The organism is Chitinophaga eiseniae, assembly GCF_900167135.1.
In the GTDB taxonomy this organism is placed as follows: Bacteria; Bacteroidota; Bacteroidia; order Chitinophagales; family Chitinophagaceae; genus Chitinophaga; species Chitinophaga eiseniae.
Map to the genome: position 1 here is coordinate 781,093 of NZ_FUWZ01000002.1, position 23,805 is coordinate 804,897.

Consider the following 23,805-nt stretch of genomic DNA (forward strand, 5'->3'; position numbering starts at 1 on the left):
TTCGTTTCTTTATTTCGTTATAGTTATTTAGTTCCGTTTTTCTTGAAAAGGGCGCTGGCGTTCAGTGAGTCCAGCTTGGATTTAGCCACCATGGCCGGGTCCAGTGTTACTGTTTCCATTACTGTTTTCATCAGGGCCTGTCTTTTGGTGGAGATGGAGTCCTTCAGGTATTTCTCCATCATGAGACTGGCGATAGGTGCCGCGTAGCGGGCGCCGAAACCGGAGTTCTCCACAATAACGGCAATGGCTATACGTGCACTTTCCGCCGGGGCGAATGCCACAAAGACAGCGTGGTTTTTCAGTTTGGTACGTTTACCGTCCACGATGCCGTAGTTTTCTGCCGTACCGGTTTTACCGCCGATAGAGATCCCTTCGATCTGGGCCACGCGGCCGGTACCGCTGGCCACCACGTCTGTCATCCCGTGAATTACCGCGCTATAGGCCGTATCGGAGATATGGGCCACTACATGTTTTTCCTTGTATTTGTCGAGTAAATGCGCGTCATCACCGTCGATGCTTTGTACAAAGTGCGGGATATAGTAAGAACCGCGGTTGGCCACGATACACATGGCGTTGGCCATCTGCAGCGGCGTCAGGGTCAGCTCACCCTGACCAATACCGAGGAACACGGAAGTACAGGAGTTCCAGCTGCCTTTATACATTTTATCGTAGAACGCCGGCGTAGGCACAATACCACGGGCCTCGCTGGGCACGTCTACCCCGATGCGGTGACCAAAGCCGAAGCTGTTCATATAATCGGACCATTTCTGGAGGCCGCCTGAGCGGATACCGCCGAACTTGCCCGCATCCACACAAAGGCGATAAACGTGCGAGAAGTAGGAGTTACAGGAGTGGGAAAGCGCCAGCCGCAGGTTGGCAGCGTGACCGGCATCATGGTGTTCGCACTTGATGGGCCTGCTACAACCGTAATAAGCGCCGCCGCAGGGATAACCGAAGCTGGGCGTGATCACGCCTTCGTCCAGTCCTACCAGTGCAATCATCGGTTTAAAAGTGGAACCTGGCGGATAAGTAGCCTGGATGGCGCGGTTGAACGTCGGTTTGGTCGTATCGCGGTTGAGCAGCACCGAGTTGGTACTGCGGTAAGAACCGGTAAGCAGGTTGGGATCGAAAGTAGGTGCGCTGACCATGGCCAGGATACCGCCCGTTTGCGGATCGATCGCCACGATGCTGCCCATTTTACCCTTCATGAGTTTTTCTCCGAACTGCTGCAGTTCAATATCGAGTGACAAACGCAGGTTTTTGCCGGCGATGGCAGCGCTGTCAAATTCACCATTTTCGTAAGCGCCCTGTGGCCTGTTGAGATTGTCTTTCACAAGGTACTGGATACCGCGTGTACCCATCAGCACCGCTTCGTAAGTCCTTTCAAGACCGGCCAGACCGAGATAGTCGCCGGAATTGTACGAAGCGTAGGCGGAGTCTTTGAGGCGTTCCGGCGAAATTTCCCCGATATAACCGAGGATATTGGCCGCGGCGGAAAAAGGATAGGAGCGGATCTGGCGGGGCACCAGTTCAAATCCCGGCTGGAAGAGGTACATGCTTTCCTGCAGCTGGCCGAATACTTCTGCCGGCAGCAGGGCGGCGAACACCGATTGTCTTACGCGGCCGTTTCTCACGATGGCGTTGACAATCCGTTTCCGGAATTCCTCTTTATCGATGTTTAATATTTTACAGAGGTAAGCCGTATCAATAGCTTTAACGCTGGCAGGGGTTACCACCAGGTCGTACAGCACGTCGTTACTGAGGATAGCTTTGTTCTTCCGGTCATAGATAATACCGCGGCTGGGGTACACCACTTTTCTGAGTACGGCGTTGGCATCCGCCAGCTTCGCGTACTTCTTCTCCACGATCTGCAGGAAAAACAACCTGGTAATGATCAGCACCACCATCCCAAGTATAATCGCCTGTATAACTCTTTTTCTGGGCTGATTAAAAACTGACATGCTATTGAGGACGGATAAATTTTAAAATGCTTGTTGTTGGCATTGACTGCTGACAACATCCTTTTTCCGATGTATAAATTTAATAGTAATATTTGGCAAACGCCTATTGCTGACTGCTATTTCTTTGTGAAAAAAAGCAATTCATATAACACGATCAGAATAAGGCTGGCAGCAGTAGAAAGCAGGATTTTCAGCATCAGGTACAATGGGTTGCCGAAACCAAAAACTTCCAGGGTAAAAAAGACCACATGATGCAGGAATACCAGTACTGCCGCATAGATCAGAAACTGCGAGACGCCCATACTGGTCATGGACGGCGTTTTCTGGGTGGTTTCAAAGCCGCCCTGTGGCGACAGGATATTGATAATAAACGGCCGCAGGTAAGCGATGAACACGCAGGCTGCCGCATGTATCCCCATGGTGTTGGAAAACATATCAAGGGAAACGCCCATCAGGAATCCCAGCAGCATCACCACCGGGCGCGGCAGGTTAAAAGGCAGCGCCAGGATGAAGAGCATATACAGATAAGGGCTCACCAGCTGGTGAATCAGTATCTTGTTGAGCACAAACACCTGTATCAGCAACAGGAATACAAAACGGATAATATTTCTTAACAGTATACTCATTTGATCAACTTGTAAGTTGAGTCTTCTAGTCGTTGTTGTTCATCTTTCAGCAGATTTTCTATCACGTACACATATTGTACGTTATAGAAATTGGTGGCCAGTCTCAGGCGGATATTATAGGAAGTACCGGCTTTATCAGACATCATCACCGAATCTACATAGCCAATGGGGATATTTTCGGGAAACAGGGCAGAAAAGCCGCTGGTAACCACCGTATCTCCTTTATGTACTTTGGCGCTCTTGGGAATATCTTTCAGCTGGGCGAAAGTGGCGTTGCCGCCGTCCCAGTGTACGGACCCCATTTCCTTGCCCTGGGCCAGCCTGGCGCTGATGGACACGGAGTTGGATTTGGAGAGCATGGAAAGCACTACGGCATAGTTGTCGCTCACACTTCTGACCACGCCTACTACGCCGCTGCTGCTGATAACGCCCATATTGGGACGGATACCCTGCAGGCTGCCGCGGTGGATGGTGAGATAGTTGATCGGCTTGTTAATGGAGTTGTTGATCACCTTGGCCTCAAAGTACTTGTAGCGGCGTATCTGGGTGCCAATCACCCGGTGAAGGGTATCGTCGCTGTACTGGCGGATAGTATCTATTTTGAGGCCGGTGCCTGTCACCACAGAATCGAAGCTGGTATGAACGGCATTGTGCAGGCGGGTATTTTCCGCTACCAGGCTGTCGTTGGTAGCTTTCAGGTGAAAGTAGTATTGTACGTTGTTGTATTTGTCGTACAGCTTCCCACTAATATCATTGGCGGAGTTAAGGTAGGCAGATCGCTGCAGGTTATTGTTCTGGAATACCAATACAATACAAATCACTTCCAGCAGCAGAAATAAGAAGAAGTTGAAATATCGCCTAAAGAAAATGATTAAATTCCGCACAAGCGCGAGTCATTTAGAGATTTGATCATTTGGATATTTGGTTATTTACAGGGTTCTTTCTCCGAAAGAAATCTGTAAATAACCAAATATCCAAATATCTAAATAGGTTTATTGCATCAGGAACGGATATTTACCCACATGTTTCAGGGCGATGCCAGTGCCTCTCACTACGGCGCGCAGCGGATCATCTGCTACATGAACCGGCAGTTTGATTTTCTGGGCAAGGCGTTTGTCCAGCCCGCGCAGCAGCGCACCGCCACCGGTCAGGTACAAGCCTCTGCGGTAAATATCTGATGCCAGCTCCGGCGGCGTTGTTTCCAGCGCTTTCAGGATGGCTTCTTCGATTTTAAAGATAGATTTGTCCAGTGCTTCGGCGATCTCCTGGTAAGATACCATGATCTGCTTGGGGATGCCTGTCACCAGGTCACGACCGTTAACCGGGATGTCATCCGGTGGGTTATCCAGTTCTTTCAGGGCTGATCCGATATGGATCTTGATCTGCTCGGCGGTCCTTTCACCGATCAGCAGGCTATGATAGCGGCGCAGGGCTTCCATGATATCGGCGGTGAACTCGTCACCCGCGATACGGATACTCTGGTCGCATACTATACCTGCCAGGGCAATCACAGAGATACCGGTGGTACCACCTCCGATATCGATGATCATGTTACCTACCGGTTCTTCCACGTCGATGCCGATACCCAGGGCAGCGGCCATCGGTTCGTGCAGCAGATACACTTCCTTGGCGCCCGCCTGCTCGGCAGAGTCACGTACCGCTCTCTTCTCCACTTCCGTAATGCTGGAAGGGATACAGATCACCATACGCCAGCTGGGAGCAAACAGTGGCTTTTTAGGATAAACCATTTTTATCAGTTCCCTGAGCATACCCTCTGCGGCGTTAAAGTCCGCGATCACACCATCCTTCAGGGGACGTATCGTACGAAGATATTCGTGTGTTTTTTCGTGCATCATCATGGCCTTCTTACCGACTGCCACAATTTTACCGCTAGCCCGTTCTATCGCTACAATGGAAGGCTCGTCCACAACCACTTGGTCATTATGTATTATCAGCGTGTTCGCTGTACCCAGATCAATCGCGATTTCCTGCGTTAAAAAATTAAAAAATCCCATTGTTGATACGGTCAAAAATTAGAATGCAAAAATGAATAATTCTAACGAATATACGATGCAAAAAGTGGATATTCTTGCAATAATACGGCTAAATATTAAAAAAAGTTATTTGTTGTTCAAACGGCAACCCGACATGATTATTTTGCCATTTTAATATTTAGTCATTTGATCATTTAGAAAGCCTGTTTTCTGAAAAATTCCTAAATACTTAAATAACCAAATGACTAAATGAACTCGTAGCCTATATCCCGACGATACGTTTTGCCTTCAAACGAAATTTGTTCTGCGGTCTGCACCGAGTGGGCCAGCGCCAGCGGCAGACTGGCTGCCAGCGAGGTAATGGCCAGCACACGACCGCCATTGCTCACGATGGTTGCTCCCGACTGTTTGGTACCGGCATGAAACACCACCTGGTCATTAGTAGGCGCCGGTATACCGCTGATAGCCTTGTTTTTCTCATACGCTTCCGGATAACCCGCAGACACCAGCATAACAGTGGCGGCGGCACGCGGATCAGCGTAAATGGTTTGCTCCGACAGTTTACCGGTTGTAACAGCGGTAAACAGGTCCAGTAAATCGTTTTGTAAACGGGGCATTACGACTTCCGTTTCCGGATCGCCCATGCGGCAGTTATACTCAATGACAAAAGGCTCTCCCTCTACATTAATCAAGCCAAAAAAGATGAACCCGTTATATTTAATGCCTTCTGTTGACAAGCCCGCTACTGTAGGACGAATTACCTGGTCTTCCACTTTTTTCATGAAAGCAGCATCGGCGAAAGGTACCGGAGATACCGCACCCATACCGCCGGTGTTCAGGCCCTTGTCGCCTTCCCCGATCCGCTTGTAGTCTTTGGCTTCCGGCAGGATCTTATAAGTGTGACCATCCGTCAGCACAAACACAGACAATTCAATACCGGTCAGGAACTGCTCTATCACCACGGTTTTGCTGGCATCGCCAAATTTAGCGGCCCGGATCATCTGCTCAAACTCGGCCACCGCCTCGTCATGCGAACTGGTGATCACCACACCTTTACCGGCAGCCAGCCCATCAGCCTTCAATACAATTGGTAAGGAATGCTGCTGAAGATACGCCACCCCTTCCTCGAAATTGCCGGCGTTGAACTCGCGGTAAGCAGCGGTAGGTATCTGATGCCGCTGCATGAACAGTTTGGCGAAAGCCTTACTACCTTCCAGGCGGGCGCCCTCCTGTGACGGACCCATTACAGGAATATGCTGCAGTGCAGCATCTGCGGCAAAGAAATCATAGATACCATTTACCAGGGCCTCTTCTGACCCCGGCACTACCAGGTCGATGGCGTTTTCAAGGCAAAAAGCCCTGATCTTCTCAAATTCACTCACGCCCATGTCGACGTTCGTGCCACATTGCGATGTGCCGGCATTACCCGGCGCGATAAATAACTGGCCACACTGTGGACTCTGGGACATTTTCCGGGCCAGGGCGTGTTCCCGGCCACCACTACCTAGTAATAAAATGTTCATATGAATTGCCTAATAAATGCAGGTGCGAAAGAAAATGCAAAGAAAGATGAAAAAAGCACAAAAACCCACAAAAACTGCCCATTTCCACCATTTTTTTACGTAATTATCTATTTTACTTTAAATTGCCCCCTCTGAGACTTAACAGAACCTTAAAACAACTATTGCTAAAACTAACCATTTATGATGCAAACTGCTGTTGCACAGAAGTCTGTCGATGCCTCGTCTGAGGGGCACCCGAAGGGACTGGCTGTGCTCTTTACCACGGAGATGTGGGAACGATTTAACTTTTATGGCATGAGGGCGCTGCTGACGCTCTTCCTGGTAAATGCGCTGGCTTTCTCTGAAGCCGAATCCTCCTATGTCTATGGCGGCTTTCTGGGCCTTTGTTATCTCACCCCTATGCTTGGCGGTTATATTTCCGACCGCTACCTTGGAAACAGAAACTGTATCTTATTAGGTGGTTTTGTGATGGGTATCGGGCAGCTGCTCATGGTACTCAGCGCCACCATCTACGCCTCCAACGTGGATACCGCCAAACTGATCGTATGGCTGGCACTGCTGGTGATCATCATGGGCAACGGGTTCTTTAAACCCAACATCTCCTCTATGGTAGGCCAGCTGTATCCTAAAAACGACAGCCGTCTGGATGCCGCTTTCACCATCTTCTACATGGGTATCAACGTAGGCGCCTTCCTCGGCATGCTGATCTGCCCTATCCTGGGAGACGTGAAAGTAGACAACGTCAGAATGGTAAGCGCTTTCAAATGGGGCTTCCTCGCCGCCGGCCTGGCCATGTTCCTCGGTTCCATCCTTTTTTATTTCCTGAAAGACAAATACGTGGTAACGCCCGACGGTAAAGCCATCGGCGGCAAACCAGACTTCAGCAAACCAGCCGCTAACCTGGCGGAAGGAGAAGCTGACAAAGCCAAATTCTCCAGCGGCGCTATCCTGGGCGTTCTGGGCCTCATGGTGGCACTGTTCTTCATCATCCACTACCTCTCCCTCGATGCCAACCCGATCAAATCCTGGCTATATCCCTTCATCTATGCGGCAGGTATCAGCCTCGCGGTATTGATCCTCACCGATAAAAGCATTACCAAAGTAGAAAGACAACGTATCCTCGTGATCTACTTTGTAGCATTCTTTGTGATCTTCTTCTGGGCCTGTTTTGAACAAGCCGGTTCTTCCCTCACTTTCGTGGCCGACTACCAGACAGACCGTCGCCTGCTGGGCTGGGACATGCCACCGAGCTTTGTACAGAACGCCAACTCCATCTTCATCATCGTATTTGCACTGCCTTTCAGCTGGTTGTGGATGAAACTCCAGAAACGTAACCTGGAGCCTATCTCTCCCGTGAAACAGTCCATCGGCCTGGCTTTGCTGGCACTGGGCTTCTTCATCATCGCCCTGCAGGTGAAAAACCTGGGCGCCGGCCAGAAACTCGGCGTGATCTGGCTGATCGTCATGTACCTGTTCCACACCCTCGGTGAACTTTGCCTGTCACCTATAGGCCTGTCACTGGTATCCAAACTGGCGCCCCATCGCTTCTCCTCCCTGCTGATGGGCGTATGGTTCCTCGCTAACGCCGCCGGCTATGCGCTGGCAGGTACGCTGGGCGCCTTGCTGCCACCCACACAGGATAAGTTTGACCTGGCGGCTAAAAACAATATCAACCTGCAGGCCATCCTGGACGGCACTGTCACCGCCACCGCACAACAGCTGGAAAAATTACAGGAACTGAAACTGGCCGCCCACTACCCAACCTTCGCCGGTTTCACCATCCATAACCTCTATGAGTTCTTTATGGTATTCGTAATCCTGCCGGGTGCAGCAGCAGTGCTCCTGTTCCTCTCCACCGGCTTCCTGAAAAAATGGATGCACGGGGTTAGATAATAAACATACCTTCTATGTATAAAAAGGAAGACCGGAACAAGGAAATTTGTTCCGGTCTTCCTTTTTATACGCGGCCGGTAATGCTGTAATTCGTAAATTTCACCCTTAACACCTTACCTCCTTAATCATATGGCTGACAACAATTTCAAACCTTTTGTGCCACCAGGCGCACAAATGAAAGAATTTACCCTCAAATCCATTTTACTGGGCTGTATCTTCGGAATCATCTTTGGCGCTGCCACCGTATACCTCGCCCTGAAAGCCGGTCTGACCGTTTCCGCGTCTATCCCGATTGCCGTTATCGCCATCACCCTCGGCAGAAAATTCTTCAACACCACCATCCTGGAAAACAACATTATCCAGACCACCGGCTCCGCCGGTGAATCCATCGCTGCCGGCGTAGTCTTCACACTGCCGGGCTTTCTGTTCCTCAGCGACGGCGGTGGCGCCCAGTTCTTTAACTACTTCACCATCCTCATTCTGGCTATCTTCGGTGGTATCCTCGGTACCCTCATGATGATACCCCTCCGCCGGTCGCTGATCGTGAAAGAACACAAAACACTCCCTTACCCGGAAGGCACCGCCTGCGGCGATGTGCTCATTGCCGGTGAAAAAGGAGGCGATTTTGCCCGTACTGCCTTCTACGGCCTCGGCTTCGCCTTCGCCTATGCTATCTTCCAGAAGATATTGCATGTTATCGCCGAAACACCGGCCTACATGACCAAACAAACCAGCAAATTCTTCCCCTCCGCTAAAATCAGCGCAGACATCACCCCGGAGTATATGGGGGTGGGTTATATCATCGGCCCCCGCATTGCGGGCGTACTGGTAGCCGGCGGCGTACTGTCCTGGCTGGCCCTCATTCCCCTGCTGGCATCCCTGCTGCCAGGTGAAGTGATCGCCGCCCAGCTGGTGAAAATAGGCTACCTTGCCAGCCTGCAAACACCCGGCGGACAAGGGAACTGGGACCCTGTGACCCATACCTTCTCCGACTACTCTGCGGCAGTATACTACGCCTACGTACGCCAGATCGGCGCAGGTGCAGTGGCAGCCGGCGGTTTCATCACCCTGCTGAAAACCATTCCCACGATCATCTCTTCCTTTAAAGGCAGCATCGGCGCTATCAAAGACCGTAAAAGCGATGGCGGCGCACCTGCCGGCGTGGTAAGAACAGAGAAAGACCTGAGCCTGAAAGTAGTACTGTTCGGCAGCATCGCCCTCGTACTGCTCATGGCCTTCCTGCCACAGCTCCCGGGCGACTCTATCGGTAAAAAAATGCTGGTAGGCCTGCTGGTAGTGGTCTTCGGCGCTTTCTTCGTAACCGTGTCCAGCCGTATCGTAGGCCTCATCGGCTCCTCCAATAACCCCATCTCCGGTATGACCATCGCCACGCTGATGGGCACCTGCCTCGTGTTCATCGCCGTCGGCTGGACCGGCAAGGTATATGAACCGATGGCGCTGGTGGTAGGCGGTATGATCTGTATCGCCGCAGCCAACGCAGGCGGTACCTCACAAGACCTGAAGTCCGGCTACATCGTAGGCGCCACGCCCATGTATCAGCAGCTGGCCCTGTTCATCGGCGCCATTGTATCTTCCGTGGTCATCGGCCTGACCGTAAAATTCCTCGACAAACCCACGGCGGAAATGATCAGCAAAGGCATTACCGAACACGCTATCGGCAGCGCCTACTACCCGGCGCCACAGGGAACCCTCATGGCTACCCTGGCTAAAGGCATCCTGTCCTTTAACCTCGACTGGCAGTTCGTACTGGTAGGCGTTTTCCTCGCCATCGTAATGGAACTGTGTAATATCAATTCACTCTCCTTCGCGGTAGGCGCTTACCTGCCATTATCCACCACACTGCCCATCTTCATCGGTGGCGCCATCCGTGGCGTGGTAGACCATAAAAACAAAAAAGCCAATAAACACACTTCCGCAGCGGAGGAAGAACTCGGCAAAGGCAACCTGTTCGCTACCGGCCTGGTGGCCGGAGGCGCCGTAGCCGGCGTTATCATTGCCGTGCTTGCCGGATTCGACAGCTCTGCGGCCGTACTGGCCAAACTCAATATGGAAGGAGGACTCGCCGGCGCATTGGGCCATGGCGGCTACTACGTACTGGGATGCGCGTTCTTCGCCTTTATGGGCTGGTATCTCTATCGTACCGCCCGCAAAGCATAACATCCAACTTATCAGGATATTTTAAGATGCCGGCACCGGAATGTAACAATACCGGGCCGGCATCCGTTTTTCTATTCTGAAAATGATTATTTTTATCGGAATTTTTATTACATCTTTCTATAATAAGTACCTATGCGCATACTTGTAACCGCATTACTCAGTGCCGTTGTTATCCTCGGTAACTCCTGCGGAAAAGATAAAGACGATAGCAAAGACCGTAAGTTTGTTTCCGTAAAGCTGGATACCAAAATCTATCTCAGCGAAAATCCAAAAGGCATAGCCTATGTGCCTGACTTCCAGGACGACGATCCTACCAACGATTACTACAGGTTGGAAATTACCGGAAAAACCAATAACAACGATATCATCAGCGTCACGATGGCCGGATTGAAAATCCCTTTCCCTCCCGGTACATATCCCTGCACCAGGGCAGGTAACAGCATCCTCGTAGTCATCAACAGCGGCGGATATCCCGCCACCTACAGCTCACAGGGCAGCACCGATTGTTACCTCACCATCACCCGCAGCGATAATATCATGGTGGAAGGCACCTTCTCCGGTACTGTGAAAGATCTCAGCGGCATGGCCGGCACAAGGGCCATCAAAAACGCAGCTTTCAGAGCGATCTACACCGTTACGGCCCAATAAACTTTTTCCGCATAAAAAACCCCCGGGCGCACGCCCGGGGCTACGATCTTCTTCAGGTCCTTTAAATGGTGAATGCTCTACTGTCCTTATATAGCCTGACAAACATTGTTGCCCAGGGCCTGAGCCCTGGATGCTATGCTGAATTCCGGATCAGATAAAATCCAGTTTTGCATAGTCCGCTTTCAGAATCATTTTATCGTTGGCGCCCAGCCATTTGTCCAACAGGGTGGCATATACGCTTTTAAAATCCACCTTATACTGTAAATCCCCGTCTTTCAGGTTCATCAGGTCCGGCCCTTCATTCAGCACGCCCTGCCGCTTCAGCCCTCCACCTATCAGGAACATATTGTTGGCCGTTCCGTGGTCTGTGCCGCCGCTTGCATTCTGGCTTACCCGGCGCCCGAACTCGGAAAAAGTCATCACCACCACATCCTGAAAGCGGTTGTTCTTTTTAAGATCGCCGGTAAATACGGTCAGCGCATCGCTCAGTTGCCTGAAAAGCCGCGCCTGTTGGTCCTGCTGGTTCACATGCGTATCAAAGCTGCCATGAGACACATAATACACCTTGGTGTTGATATCGGACATGATCAGGTTGGCGATGGTGCGCATATTACGTCCCAGCTCCGTAGCAGGATAGCTTTCTTTGGATTGATAGGTCTTAAACTGTTGCTGGATATAGGCAGCAGAGGAAATGGTCTCGCCCATGGTCTTGTAGAGATATTCTACATTGTGATGCCCGTCTTCTGCTGTATGCTGTTGCAATAGCTCTTTGAAAAACCGGTCATTGCTGGTATTGGAAAGACGGCCAGGATCAGTAAGTGCGAGGCCTTTATTACGTTCGCCTTTCAAAGCAAGACTTAAGGTATCATCTATCTCCAGCGCCTGTGTGGGTTTATCACAGCCATTACACTGCGCATCGAGGTAACGGCCTACCCAGCCGTCATTCCATATTTCTGCCGACTGGCTGGCGGAATGCCAGATATCCATGGAGCGAAAATGCGAGCGGTCAGGGTTAGGGTAGCCTACGTTGTTGAGAATACCCATTGCACCATCGTCGTACAAGGCTTTCAGCCCCTGCAGCGCAGGGTGGATGCCCAGGTCATCATTGAGCGACAGGGCCGCTTCCCGCCGGATGCCCAGTGCAGGCCGGGAACGGTAATAAATATCGTTACGGTAGGGGATAATGGTATTCAGACCATCATTACCACCCGACAACTGTACAATCACCAGCACTTTATTTCCCGGAGGCACGAGCGCACCGGTCTCAAAAGCTTTCAGGAATTTGGGCATCAGCATGGTGGCGGAAGCCAGAGAACCTACCTGTAAAAAACGACGCCTGTTAAGTATATACATAACCTATAGCTTTCTGGAGATGATTAACAAAGTTGATATTCCGGTGTGCTCATCACATCGATGGTCACTGTTTTGATATAGCCTTCGCGGGAGCTGGTGTCTGCATATTTCTCCAGCAGATTTTTTCTGACATTGCCCGATTGTTGCAGCAGGGCGCCGGCGATGGCATCGGCGAGGTTTTCGCGGGGAACTTCTTTAAAGCCCTGCACATAAGGGTCCCAGTTTATCCGTGCATTCACTTTTTTCGCGAATTGCCTTTTAAGAAAATCGTTGATCTGCAATGTCATTTTATAGTTGCCACCGTCACCCATTTCCGGCGTCAGTTCCTTGGGCCGTATGTTCAGCACCTGCGAATACAGGATCACCTGCGGTACCCGCAGGCGGAACATCAGACTGGAACTGTCTATCCAGTTACGGCCGCCGGGCCAGCCGGCCACATTGGGCGGGTAAAACAATACCTGGCCGAGGATACGCTGGAACACCAGCATGGTTTCTTCCTGCTCAAAGGCCATGGGAATGGTGCGGCGTATGCCTACCAGCAGTTCCACAGGCGATTTGATACGGTTACCAATGTATTTGCTGTCATAAAACCAGTCGGCCATAAAGATCTCCCGCATCAGTGTTTTGATATCATAGCCGGAATGGTAGAATTTTTCGGAGAGTGACTGGATAAGGGTATCGTCCGGGGTGTCATCCACAAAATACCGGAATATTTTAGTGGTGATAAAAGTGGCGGTCTGTCGCTGTTCCAGCAACAGCTTCAGCACGTCGTCGCCGTTGTAGCGGCCGCTTTTGCCGAAGATATTTTTGACGCCGTCATCATGTTGTTTTTCCCGGAACACGAACTGGCCGTTTCCATCGAAGCCCCATCCGGTGAAGGCCCGGGCAGCTTCTTTGATATCTGTTTCCGCGTAATGTCCGCGGCCCATGGTAAACAGCTCCATGACTTCACGGGCGAAGTTTTCGTTGGGACGTTGTTTACGGTTTTGCTGATTATTGAGGAACTGCAACATCGCCGGTGATTTGGAAACAGCGGTCAGCAGGTCGCCGAAGTTGCCCAATGCATTTTCCCGTATTACGCCGATCAGTTGCTGGTTGAATAATACGTTCTGCGTGCGGCAGGCGAAGTGGCCATGCCAGAAGAGGCTCATTTTCTCACGTAGCGGGTGTTCGCTTTTCTGCATCATGTTCATCCAGGCCACGTTAAGGTCTTTGATGCCCTGGGTGTTCATTTGGCGGACGGTTTTCCGTTGCTCCTCCGTCATGTCTTTAGCACGTTTGTAGTCTGGCAGGTCGGTGGCGTTGATCACGTCTACCGATTCCAGTTCCGCGTGTTTGGGGCCGTTCAGCACTTTATTCACGATTTCTTTCCGTCGTCTTTTTTCCCAGTCGGAGATGACAGGCAGCGTTTCACCGAAGCCGGCGCGCCAGGCGAGATGTTGCATTTCCAGTTTTTTGGCAACTACAGGCATACGTAAATAATTTAATGTAAGACTGTGTTTTGGCGCCGGGGTTTAACGAAACTTCCAGACGGGATAACAACTTCCTTTCTCAAAGACATGTTTATCCTGCGGAAGGGCCATAAAGGCGTCAGCAGAAAGCAGGCTGGCAAGGTCTCCCGAGCCGTGGTAGGGCTGCGGAACGGCAGCCGTTGTGCCATCGGGCAGGGACTGCAATTTAACAGGAAGGTAATATTCCAGCGATGGGTTAAATGTCACCTTTTCCTGCAGCACTGCGTAGGCAGGTGCTGTTTCCTGTGCGCCCATGGCAGCTTTCAGCCAGGGCAGCACGTAGCGGTAAAAACACATAAAGCCCGACACCGGGTTACCCGGCAGGGCAAATACTACCGGCCCGCCGGTGAAAGTGCCGAACAGGAAAGGCTTTCCCGGTCTTTGCTGCACCTTGTGAAAAATCTGCTGCATGCCCAGCCGCTGCAGTACTGCCGGCAGATGATCAAATTTACCGGCAGACACAGCCCCCGAGCTGATCCACACGTCTGTTTCCTGCAATAATGGTTCCAGCCGTTCGCGCATAACAGCCTCTTCATCGCTCAGGTGTATATATACTGCGGTAATACCGCACTGTTGCAAAGAAGCCATCAGGCTGTATATATTGGAGATGCGCACCTGGTGTTCTTCCGGCGTGGCGGCTACGGGCACCAGTTCATCTCCGGTAGCAATAACGGCTACGCGCGGCAGCCGCGCCACCTGCACCTGCGTTTTACCGACGGTGGCCAGTACACCCGCTTCCGCAGGACCAATCAGCATTCCGGGCGACAAGAGTACCGTGTCTTCCGCTACGTCTGAACCTTTGCGATGCACATTTTGCCCCAGTGTTACATCACCGGCGATGGCAAATCGGCGGAAACCTCCATGGTCAGAGGCTTCCAGCTGCTCGTACGGGATCACGGTGTCCGTGAGTTCCGGCAGGATGGCGCCGGTCATCACCTCTATGCAATTGGCTGTGTTGGACAGTTGCAGTCGCGGAGCGCCCGCAGCCTGAATATCTTCCACCCCGAAAATCTGTTGCCCGCGGGCAAAGCTGTCGTACAGGATGGCGATACCATCCATGGTAACCCGGTCAAAAGGCGGAAACGGCCTGTCTGCCCTGACGGGCTCACGCAACACACGGCCGGTAGCCGCCTCAAAAGGCAACACTTCCGTGCCCATGTCCCGCACGGTCTGTAATACGGCAGTATATGCAGCAGCAACAGTCAGCATCATTTTGTATTATTTTTGTACAGGTGAAGATGATTAAATTTATGATATTATGACCAATCCATCAAGCAGCGATTTTACCCACCTCGATTCTTCCGGTCAGCCGGCCATGGTAGATGTAAGCGGCAAAGGCAGCACTTATCGTGTAGCCGTGGCCGAAAGCCGGGTGTATTTACCGTCACTGGTAAGAGAGCAGTTCCGCGGCAATGACATTCAAACCCGTAAGGGCGCCGTATTCCAGACCGCCATCGTCGCCGGTATCATGGCAGCGAAAAAAACGCCGGACCTCATCCCGCTTTGTCATACCCTGCTGCTGGACGGTTGCGATGTACAGATACATCTCGAGGAAGAAGAAGCCGTTATCCGCTGCACAGTGAAAACAACAGGCAAAACAGGCGTGGAAATGGAAGCCCTCACCGGCGCCAGCGTGGCAGCACTCACCATCTACGACATGTGCAAAGCCTTCACCCAGGAAATGGTCATCCGCCAGACGCGACTGGTCAGCAAAACCGGCGGGAAACAGGATTACGCTGAAGGTTCAAAGTAAGCGGTTGTGCGCAAAAGAGCGGAGATGAAACCGGAGATCATTCCGGGAAGCGAAGATTAACGGAAAAGATCAATACGGAGGTTAACGACAATGGATACGGAGGAGCACGCAAAGGCGCAAAGCAGCAAAGAGCGCAAAGAAATAATTTGGGTTTTAAAAGATGGATATGACGGAAAATAACAACGCACCATTGAAAGGGCTCGTCCTTTGCGGCGGGCAAAGTACCCGGATGCAGGAAAACAAAAGCAGGATCAATTACCATGGCATGCCCCAGTGGCAGTATCTGGCGAATTTATTAACGTCCTGCGGAATGGAGACTTACCTGTCCTGCCGGACTGATCAACAACCAGATTTTAACGGTTATCCCCGGTTGATACCTGACAGTGTGCCTTATGGCGGCCCTTCTGCCGGACTGCTCAGCGCCCACCTGCTGCAACCGGACGCCGCCTGGCTGGTACTGGCCTGCGACCTGCCGCTGATTGGCCCCAAAAGCCTGGAAATACTCCTGCAGGAAAGAGACGCGCAACAATCCGCCACCGCCTTCATCAGCCCGGTCAATGACCTGCCGGAACCGCTGATAGCCATCTGGGAGCCCGCAGGGCTGCGCGCCTTACATCAAAATGTGGAGGCAGGCAAAAACTGTCCGCGTAAAACCTTGCTCAATACGAACATCCGGTTATTGCATAATCCTTATGCAGCCGAACAATACAATGCCAACACGCCCGAGGAAAAGGCAGCAGCGATACAACAGGTCACTGACCAATCCCTCCGTCGGTAAAAAATTCTTTCTTCCAGATAGGCACCGTTTCTTTCAGGGTATCGATCGTAAACTCACAGGCGTCGAAGGCGATGCCTCTGTGGGCGGAGGCTACGGCAATCACCACGGCAATATCTCCGGGATATTTGTCGCCGATGGCGTGCAACATCGCCAGTTTTTTGATGTCCCACCGGGCCTGCACCTGGTCCGCGATTTTCTGCATTTCGCTGAGGGCCATCGCCTCATAGCATTCGTAAAATAATTTCGTTACCCCGCGGCCGCGGGTATCGTTCCGTACCGTACCGGTGAAAATCACCTCTCCTCCGCATTCCGGCGACTGGATGAAGTCCAGCGCCTCCTGTACCGTGATGGTGTCTCTGATGGCTATTAATGTCTCCATAGTTGTCTTTTAATTATCCTCCACTCACGGGCGGTATCACCGCCACCTCGTCGCCCGCACCGATTGCCTGCGTATCGCCCGCATATTCGCGGTTGACCGCCACCATCAGGGAGCTGAGCTGCTGCATGGCCGGGTAACGGTCATACAGCCACTGTTTCAATTCCGCCACGTTGGTCACCGTTTCCGGAATACCTACCAGCGCCGCACCGGCAATATCTTTTGCCACACCAAAAAGCAGAAGGCCCATATATGAAATTTGTTGGTTAAAACTACAATATAGCAGCGATAAAATAGTACTTTTAATACCGGAGAAAATCACATTCTATGAAGATCAGGATAAGAGGGAACAGCATCCGTTACCGGCTGGACAAAACAGATGTGGAACTGCTGGAAATGACCGGCAAAGTGGAGTCTATCACCCATATCGGCGCCGGTGTGCTTCATTTCTGCGTACGGTCCAAAAACATTACCGACCCGGTGATCAAAATGGAACACGACGGCGTGCACCTGTTGCTGCCCGCTGAGCGGCTGCAGGGTTGGTATGCGCCGGACCAGACAGGCTTTGAACTGATACTCCCCAACCCCGACGGCTCTGAGCTGAAAGTACTGGTGGAAAAGGACTTCCAGTGCCTTTCCCCGAGGAATGAAGACGACAGCCAGGCTTTCGAGAACCCGAATGCAGGCAAAAATTGCTGATCATGCTGACGGACGCCCATCATCGTATAATCGATTACGTTAGACTGTCGGTAACAGACCGCTGTAATCTCCGCTGCACCTACTGTATGCCGGAACAGATGCGTTTTGTGAAATCGTCCGCCCTGCTCACCGATACAGAAATTATTACGCTGCTTGAAACGCTGGCCGCTGCCGGCATCTCCAAAGTCAGGATTACCGGGGGAGAACCATTTCTCCGTCCGGGGCTGGTGCCGCTGCTGGCAAAGATCAAAGCCATTCCTGGCGTACGGCAGATCGCCATCACCACCAACGGCGTACTCACCCATCGTCATATCCCGGAGCTTAAAGCGCTGGGCATCACCCATATTAACCTCAGCCTCGATACCCTTCAACCGGCGCGTTTTCAGGAGATCACCCGCCGGGACCAGTTTGCGGCCGTCATGCAAACGCTGGACAGCCTCCTGGCATATCAGCTGCAGGTGAAGCTCAACGTGGTAGTGATGGACCAGGTAAACACCGATGAACTGGTGCGTTTCGCCGCCCTCACACGGGAGCAGCCCATCGGCGTAAGGTTTATCGAAGAAATGCCGTTCAACGGCCAGGGGCATGGTTTTTCAGGTATCCGCTGGAACTATGAGGCCATCCTGCAAACGCTTCGCGAAACATATACCCTGCACAAATTACCCGATGCGCCGCACTCCACCGCACTCCACTACAGTATCCCCGGCCACCTCGGCAACATCGGGGTAATACCTGCCTATAGCCGCACCTTCTGCGGCACCTGCAATAGACTTCGTATATCCGCTACCGGTAGTATGAAGACCTGCCTCTACGGCCTGGATGTATTAAACGTAAAAGACCTGATACGGTCTGGAGAGGAATTGTTGCCCGCTATTCAGCAGGCGCTGCATCACCGCGCCGCCAACGGGTTTGAGGCCGAACGGCTGCACACCTCCGCACTGGAAAGCATGTCCCTCATCGGAGGTTAATTACGGATTACGAATTGAGGGCTCCTTTATAGCGCGGTTACTTAGCAACCTTTCCAACGGAGGTGCCCTCAATTCGTAATTCGTAATCCGTAATTCGTAATTATTTAACAAGCATCCTCACACCGGCATACAAAATCAGCACTGCCGTAGCACCTGCTACCCACCTGGGTTTCAGCACACGGGCGCTCAGCCGCGCACCGATTTGTCCGCCGATAATCACCGCCAGCAACAGCGGCCCGGCAAAAGCAGGTTCGAATACAATGACCTTTTTAGCGGCCTGCCCCATCAGGCCGGCAATGGAATTGACGAGGATAAAAAAACTGCTCAGTCCCGCTACATTCTTGGCGGTATCATATTTTCCCAACCGCAGTACCGGCGCCAGGTAAATACCGCCGCCGATGCCGGTCATACCGGAGAGCAGCCCGATAGCCCCACCGATAAAGCCGTACAGCACGCCGTTGCCTTCCCGCAGCGTCTCCGTTTCCTGGTTTCGCTCAAAAAAGAGCCGGTAGCACATAAACACTGCAGCCAGTGTGAGGGCTATGCCAAGCAACAGAAAAAAGGTTTCCTGTTTAAGCGGCAGATAGCTGCCCGCAAAAGCCAGCGGCACGCTGACGAAAGACAGCAACAGCGCCTTCTTCATCGGCAGGTGGCCGCTTTTATAGAAATGGTATACACCTCCGGCCACCACCGCCACATTGCAAAGCAGCGCCGTAGATTTCATGAGCTGAAAATCGATGCCCCACAGGGCCAGGATAGCCAGGTAGCTGGAGCCGCCGCCGAAGCCGGCTGCTGAATACACCAGCGCTACCACAAAAAAGAGGATACAGAGTTCTATGGTCACATTAATAAGTTTGCATCTGGTCATCGATGGCACAGGCCCAGGCATGAATACCGCCTTCAACATTATACACCTGTTTGAAGCCCATCTCCACCAAACGCTGCCCTACCGCGCGGCTGCGCATACCATGATGACAGAGCACCGCCAGCGGCGCTTCCGGCTGTAAGGCGCTCACGCGGCCCAATACCTGTCCCATAGGGATGTGGATGGCCTGTGGCAAATGACAGATCTCCCATTCGTCATCTTCTCTCACATCCAGCAGCTGCAGGGCTTTCCCTTGTTGCAGCCATTCCTGTAGCTCCTCTACCGAGAGAGATTGCAGATTATTCACTTCACAAACAGTTTGCTGGTAGTTGCCGGCCAAACGCGTTATCTGCTGGTTGGCCGCTACCGGTGTAATATTAAAAGTCAGGTGTGTATTGTTCAGGGTATCGATCGTCAGCAACTGATTTCTCAACGGTGTGCCGATCCCCGTGATCACTTTCACCGTTTCATTGGCCTGGTAACAACCAATGATGCCTGGCAGTACGCCCAGCACGCCAATCTCGCTGCAGTTCAGCATTTCGCCGGACTCCGGTGCTTCCGGGAAAATACAACGGTAGGTAGCGCCGTCCTGGTAGTTAAACACGCTCAGTTGTCCTTCGTATTTATAAATGGCGCCGTATACCAGTGGTTTGCCGGTAATTACACAGGCATCGTTCACAAGGTAACGGGTACCGAAATTATCGGAGCAGTCTACCACCACGTCGTAAGCACCGATGATTTCCAACGCATTGTCTGTTGTAAGCCAGGTATCGTGCGGTACAATCGTTACTTCCGGGTTGAGCTGCCGGAGGCGGGCGGCGGCCAGCGCCAGCTTGGATTCTCCCTGATCGGCCGTACGGTACAGCACCTGCCGTTGCAGGTTGGTCACTGATACGGTGTCGTGCTCTACGATACCTATTTTCCCTATACCCATGGCCGTTAGATACTGTAATACAGGAACGCCAAGGCCCCCGGCGCCAATCACCAGCACGGAAGCGGCCTGTAATAAACGTTGTTTCTCCGGGCCGAAGCCTTCCAGTCTTGTCTGCCGGTCATATCGTTGCATAACAAATCGTCTTTTGAGATCATGGTTTCACCCGGCGGTACATGGTCACCAGGTCTGTAAATTGTCCGTCTTTCTGCTGTATGCCATAAGGCAGGCGGCCGCACTCGAGAAAACCGAAGTTACGGTAAAGATGTATGGCCTTATCGTTGGACGCAAACACCTGCAGGTATATCAGCTGTATTTTTTGATGCTCCTCAGCCCATCGCAGCATAGCGGTCATCAGCCGGCGGCCTATGCCCAGGCTGCTCCAGGCCCGTTCTACGGCGATACCCATTTCGACCGTATGGCCTCTTTTATGGTATCCGCTGTGGTTGACAGTAATGGACCCTACCAGCGTATCGTTGGCAATAGCCACCAGCATCAGCTGATCGGGATTCTTCAGGTAAGTTTTAATAAAATCCTCTTCTGACTTTTCGCTCATTTCAAGCGCTTCTCCGGGGGTGAACAACAGGAAATCCGTTTCCTGCGTCATCCGTTGAAAATTACGCAGCAGCCCGAGCGCGTCTTCTATCACAGGCGGCCGGATGATCAGTTCTGCTCCGTTCGGCAAAAAGTGTCTCATAATAGTACGAAAATAAAAAAAAGCAGCCGGTTTAGGGCTGCTCTTTATCATCAAAAGCTGATTGTATTTATGCGATCTTGTCTGCTCCGAAATAACGATGCAGTACGGCCGGCAATTGGATACCTGCTTCGGTCTGGTTGTTTTCCAGCACGCAAGCCATGATACGGGGCAGCGCCAAAGAGCTGCCATTCAGGGAATGTGTCAGCTGCGGCTTACCGTTGGCTTCTTTGAAACGGATCTTCATGCGGTTGGTCTGGTAGGTCTCGAAATTAGATACAGAGCTCACTTCCAGCCATTTCTGCTGCGCGGCGCTGTATACTTCAAAATCGTAGGTGATGGCAGAAGCAAAGCTCATGTCGCCACCGCACAACCGCAGGATGCGGTATGGCAGCTGGAGGCTGTTGAGCAGCTTTTCCACATGCGCCACCATCTCGTCCAGCGCTTCGAAAGATTTCTCCGGGTGAACAATCTGTACCAGCTCTACTTTGTCAAACTGGTGTACCCTGTTGAGGCCACGTACGTCTTTTCCGTAGGAGCCGGCTTCACGGCGGAAGCAGGGGGTGTAACCGGTCATTCTGATCGGCAGATCTGTATCTTTCACGATTTCATCGCGGTAGATGTTGGTCAGCGGTACTTCTGCCGTGGGGATCAGGAAGTAGTTGTCTTCCGTGGCGTGGTACATCTGTCCTTCTTTATCGGGCAGCTGACCGGTACCGAAAGCGGAAGTTTCGTTGACCAGGTAAGGCGGCGCATATTCAGTATAACCATTATCGAGGTTAAAATCGAGGAAATACTGTATCATGGCGCGTTGCAGGCGGGCGCCCTGTTTCTGGAAAACAGGAAATCCGCTGCCGGTGATTTTATTACCCAGTTCAAAATCTATCAGCTGGTACTTTTTGGCGAGGTCCCAGTGAGGCACTGCATCGGCAGCCAGTGTGGGGATATCGCCGCCACGGCGCACTTCCACGTTCTCTTCCGGCGTATGGCCGGGAGGCACGATGGCAGCAGGCAGGTTGGGCAGTTTTACCAGGGTATCATGCAACGCTTTTTCAGTGGCGTTCAGCGCTTCGTTCACCGGTCCCAGTTTCTCTTTCAGGGCGTTAACGGCGGCACGTTGCTGTTCACCTTCTTCTTTTTTACCCTGTGCCATCAGTTTACCGATCTCTTTGGAGAGACTATTGACCTGCGCTTGTGTTTCATCGTATTCCTGGGTGAGGCGCTTACGCTTGTCGTCCAGTGCCAGTACTTCGTCTACCAGGCCCGGTTCCTTGAAGTTTTTTAAGGCGAGGCGCTCTAATACCAGTTCTTTATTTTGACGTATAAACGGTACTTGTAACATGTTGTATTATTAAAAAATTTGCTCAAAGATAGAAAAATAGCATTTAGCTGAGATATTTACCTACTATCGGTATCCTGCGGCCCACACCAAAGGCCTTGGACGATACCCGGATGATAGGGCAGAATTGATTCCTTTTGTATTCATTGGTGTTGACCATCTTTAAGGCCCGCGAAACCAAAGCGGAATCAAATCCCTGAGCAATAATTTCTTTAGGTCCCTGGCGGCGTTCGATGTACTGGTACAGCAGTCTGTCCAGCACCGCGTAGTCCGGCAGGCTGTCGCTGTCCTTTTGGTTGGGGCGCAGCTCTGCAGAAGGGGCTTTGTCAATGATGTTTACCGGGATGATCTCTTTGTCCCGGTTGATATACCGTGCAAGGGCGTATACCTGCATTTTGTACACATCGCCCAGTACGGACAGGCCACCGGCCATATCGCCGTAAAGCGTGCCGTAGCCGGTAGACAGCTCACTTTTGTTGGAGGTATTCAGCAGGATATATCCAAATTTGTTGGACAGTCCCATCAGCAGGTTACCGCGGATACGGGACTGGGTGTTTTCTTCTGCCACATTGAAGGGCAGCCCCTGGAAATACGGCTCCAGCGTGGCCAGGAAGCTTTCGTAGATATCGTTGATGCGGATGATGTCGTAAGGGTTGTTCAGGTTTTTGGACAACGCTACGGCGTCATCTACAGAGTGTTCAGTAGAATAAGGGGAAGGCATCAGCACAGCGCGTACGTTCTCACTGCCCAGCGCATCGCAGGCAATGGCGAGGGTCACCGCGCTGTCGATACCGCCGGAAGAGCCCAGGATGGCCTTTTTGAAACCCATTTTACCGAAATAATCACGGATGCCCATTACCAATGCATCATATATCCGGTTGATGTTATGATCATATACCAGTTCCGTGAGCGGCGTGAAGGTAACCATTTCGGCAGGCGCTTCTCCTTTAGACACGAGGTCTTCCAGGTCCATACCGCCCATGGCTTCTTCAAAATAAGGCAGCACTTTCGCTACATTGCCGGCAGCGTCGTAAATGAGGGAGCCGCCGTCGAATACAATCTCTGTCTGGGAGCCCACCGTATTGCAGTAATACATGGGCAGCCGGTATTTGAGCACGTTGGCGCGGATGATTTCTTTACGGTCTTCATCATGATCATAGTCAAACGGAGAGGCAGACAGGTTGATCATTACATCCGGTTCCTGGCCCATCAGCATGTCCATGGGGCATACACGGTACAACGGATTATCGCCCAGGTTCCAGATATCTTCGCAGATGGTCACTGCCAGCTTCTTTCCTTTAAACGGAATGATGTTCCATTCGTAGGAGGGCTCGAAGTAACGGTATTCATCAAAAACGTCGTAAGTGGGAAGCAGGGTTTTATGCACCACCTGTTTTACTTCGCCTTCATGGAGGAACCAGGCGGCGTTGAACAGGTCCTTGCCTTCCCGCTGAGGATTACGGGCGGGGCAGCCCACCAGCACGGCGATGTCCTGTGTATGGGCTTTGATCACGTCTATGGCGTGATAACACTGCCGGATGAAGTCTTCAAATTCGAGGAAGTCGCGCGGGGGATAACCACAGATGCACAGTTCGGAAAACACCACCAGGTCAGCGCCCTGCCTTTTGGCAGCGGCTATGCCCTCGATGATCTTCTGCGTATTGTGTTCGAAGTTCCCTATATGGTAATTCTGTTGTGCCAGTATAATTTTCATA

At 51.9% G+C, this 23,805-nt stretch carries 22 protein-coding genes; 7 read left to right on the forward strand and 15 right to left on the reverse strand.

Going from position 1 to position 23,805, the window contains the following annotated elements:
• Window positions 1-23 precede the first annotated feature (23 nt).
• The 5 genes from mrdA to purD all read right to left on the reverse strand — a co-directional run bounded on the left by mrdA (window position 24) and on the right by purD (window position 6,104).
• A complete protein-coding gene (gene mrdA / locus B5D63_RS12755) occupies window positions 24-1,961 on the reverse strand; it encodes a penicillin-binding protein 2 (RefSeq protein WP_078669176.1) in 1,938 nt (645 codons plus the stop codon).
• Between the two features lie 116 nt (window positions 1,962-2,077).
• Window positions 2,078-2,587, reverse strand: coding sequence for a rod shape-determining protein MreD (gene mreD / locus B5D63_RS12760; RefSeq protein WP_078669177.1), 510 nt, complete (start codon window positions 2,585-2,587; stop codon window positions 2,078-2,080).
• Window positions 2,584-3,471, reverse strand: coding sequence for a rod shape-determining protein MreC (gene mreC, locus B5D63_RS12765; protein ID WP_078669178.1), 888 nt, complete (start codon window positions 3,469-3,471; stop codon window positions 2,584-2,586). The genes mreD and mreC overlap by 4 nt, the downstream gene beginning before the upstream one ends.
• A gap of 108 nt (window positions 3,472-3,579) precedes the next feature.
• Window positions 3,580-4,602, reverse strand: a complete 1,023-nt coding sequence (locus B5D63_RS12770) for a rod shape-determining protein (protein WP_078669179.1) — start codon at window positions 4,600-4,602, stop codon at window positions 3,580-3,582.
• A gap of 224 nt (window positions 4,603-4,826) precedes the next feature.
• Window positions 4,827-6,104, reverse strand: coding sequence for a phosphoribosylamine--glycine ligase (purD, locus tag B5D63_RS12775; protein WP_078669180.1), 1,278 nt, complete (start codon window positions 6,102-6,104; stop codon window positions 4,827-4,829).
• Between the two features lie 180 nt (window positions 6,105-6,284).
• On the opposite strand from purD, the gene B5D63_RS12780 reads away from it, so the two are divergent.
• The 3 genes from B5D63_RS12780 to B5D63_RS12790 all read left to right on the forward strand — a co-directional run bounded on the left by B5D63_RS12780 (window position 6,285) and on the right by B5D63_RS12790 (window position 10,823).
• Window positions 6,285-7,997, forward strand: coding sequence for a peptide MFS transporter (locus B5D63_RS12780; protein WP_078669181.1), 1,713 nt, complete (start codon window positions 6,285-6,287; stop codon window positions 7,995-7,997).
• Window positions 7,998-8,126: 129 nt separating this feature from the next.
• The gene (locus B5D63_RS12785) at window positions 8,127-10,175 is read left to right on the forward strand and encodes an OPT family oligopeptide transporter (protein WP_078669182.1); all 2,049 of its coding nucleotides are present in this window, start codon (window positions 8,127-8,129) and stop codon (window positions 10,173-10,175) included.
• 132 nt (window positions 10,176-10,307) lie between these two features.
• Window positions 10,308-10,823 (forward strand): hypothetical protein, encoded by a 516-nt coding sequence (locus B5D63_RS12790; RefSeq protein ID WP_078669183.1) that lies wholly within the window; start codon window positions 10,308-10,310, stop codon window positions 10,821-10,823.
• A gap of 150 nt (window positions 10,824-10,973) precedes the next feature.
• Here B5D63_RS12790 and B5D63_RS12795 read toward each other — a convergent pair whose 3' ends face one another.
• From B5D63_RS12795 to B5D63_RS12805, 3 genes are read right to left on the reverse strand one after another with little or no spacing between them, the layout of a single operon-like run.
• Window positions 10,974-12,176, reverse strand: a complete 1,203-nt coding sequence (locus B5D63_RS12795; protein ID WP_078669184.1) for a DUF1501 domain-containing protein — start codon at window positions 12,174-12,176, stop codon at window positions 10,974-10,976.
• 23 nt (window positions 12,177-12,199) lie between these two features.
• Entirely contained in the window at window positions 12,200-13,648 is a 1,449-nt protein-coding gene (locus B5D63_RS12800; protein WP_235021528.1) for a DUF1800 domain-containing protein, read from the reverse strand.
• Window positions 13,649-13,690: 42 nt separating this feature from the next.
• The gene (locus B5D63_RS12805; protein ID WP_078669185.1) at window positions 13,691-14,899 is read right to left on the reverse strand and encodes a molybdopterin molybdotransferase MoeA; all 1,209 of its coding nucleotides are present in this window, start codon (window positions 14,897-14,899) and stop codon (window positions 13,691-13,693) included.
• A gap of 46 nt (window positions 14,900-14,945) precedes the next feature.
• On the opposite strand from B5D63_RS12805, the gene moaC reads away from it, so the two are divergent.
• Window positions 14,946-15,440, forward strand: coding sequence for a cyclic pyranopterin monophosphate synthase MoaC (gene moaC / locus B5D63_RS12810; protein WP_078669186.1), 495 nt, complete (start codon window positions 14,946-14,948; stop codon window positions 15,438-15,440).
• Window positions 15,441-15,606: 166 nt separating this feature from the next.
• Window positions 15,607-16,218: an NTP transferase domain-containing protein gene (locus tag B5D63_RS12815; protein WP_078670305.1), complete on the forward strand. Its 612-nt coding sequence runs from the start codon at window positions 15,607-15,609 to the stop codon at window positions 16,216-16,218.
• On the opposite strand, the gene B5D63_RS12820 is transcribed toward B5D63_RS12815, so the two are convergent.
• Both B5D63_RS12820 and moaD read right to left on the reverse strand, forming a co-directional pair.
• On the reverse strand, window positions 16,193-16,597 hold the full coding sequence (locus B5D63_RS12820) for a molybdopterin synthase catalytic subunit (protein ID WP_078669187.1): 405 nt from the start codon (window positions 16,595-16,597) through the stop codon (window positions 16,193-16,195). The two genes, B5D63_RS12815 and B5D63_RS12820, sit on opposite strands and share 26 nt — an antisense overlap.
• 13 nt (window positions 16,598-16,610) lie before the next feature.
• Window positions 16,611-16,844 (reverse strand): molybdopterin converting factor subunit 1, encoded by a 234-nt coding sequence (gene moaD, locus B5D63_RS12825; protein WP_078669188.1) that lies wholly within the window; start codon window positions 16,842-16,844, stop codon window positions 16,611-16,613.
• Window positions 16,845-16,921: 77 nt separating this feature from the next.
• Here moaD and B5D63_RS12830 point away from each other — a divergent pair, with 77 nt between their 5' ends.
• Both B5D63_RS12830 and moaA read left to right on the forward strand, forming a co-directional pair.
• Window positions 16,922-17,293, forward strand: coding sequence for a DUF7009 family protein (locus B5D63_RS12830; RefSeq protein WP_078669189.1), 372 nt, complete (start codon window positions 16,922-16,924; stop codon window positions 17,291-17,293).
• Window positions 17,294-17,295: 2 nt separating this feature from the next.
• Window positions 17,296-18,261: a GTP 3',8-cyclase MoaA gene (gene moaA / locus B5D63_RS12835; protein ID WP_078669190.1), complete on the forward strand. Its 966-nt coding sequence runs from the start codon at window positions 17,296-17,298 to the stop codon at window positions 18,259-18,261.
• Window positions 18,262-18,361: 100 nt separating this feature from the next.
• On the opposite strand, the gene B5D63_RS12840 is transcribed toward moaA, so the two are convergent.
• The 5 genes from B5D63_RS12840 to B5D63_RS12860 form a co-directional block, all read right to left on the reverse strand.
• A complete protein-coding gene (locus B5D63_RS12840; RefSeq protein WP_159456001.1) occupies window positions 18,362-19,105 on the reverse strand; it encodes a sulfite exporter TauE/SafE family protein in 744 nt (247 codons plus the stop codon).
• Between the two features lies 1 nt (window position 19,106).
• Window positions 19,107-20,192, reverse strand: coding sequence for a HesA/MoeB/ThiF family protein (locus tag B5D63_RS12845; protein ID WP_078669192.1), 1,086 nt, complete (start codon window positions 20,190-20,192; stop codon window positions 19,107-19,109).
• Between the two features lie 19 nt (window positions 20,193-20,211).
• Entirely contained in the window at window positions 20,212-20,754 is a 543-nt protein-coding gene (locus B5D63_RS12850) for a GNAT family N-acetyltransferase (RefSeq protein WP_159456002.1), read from the reverse strand.
• A 67-nt stretch (window positions 20,755-20,821) separates the two neighbouring features.
• The gene (serS, locus tag B5D63_RS12855) at window positions 20,822-22,093 is read right to left on the reverse strand and encodes a serine--tRNA ligase (protein WP_078669194.1); all 1,272 of its coding nucleotides are present in this window, start codon (window positions 22,091-22,093) and stop codon (window positions 20,822-20,824) included.
• Window positions 22,094-22,136: 43 nt separating this feature from the next.
• Window positions 22,137-23,804, reverse strand: a complete 1,668-nt coding sequence (locus B5D63_RS12860; protein ID WP_078669195.1) for an NAD+ synthase — start codon at window positions 23,802-23,804, stop codon at window positions 22,137-22,139.
• Between the last annotated feature and the right edge of the window lies 1 nt (window position 23,805).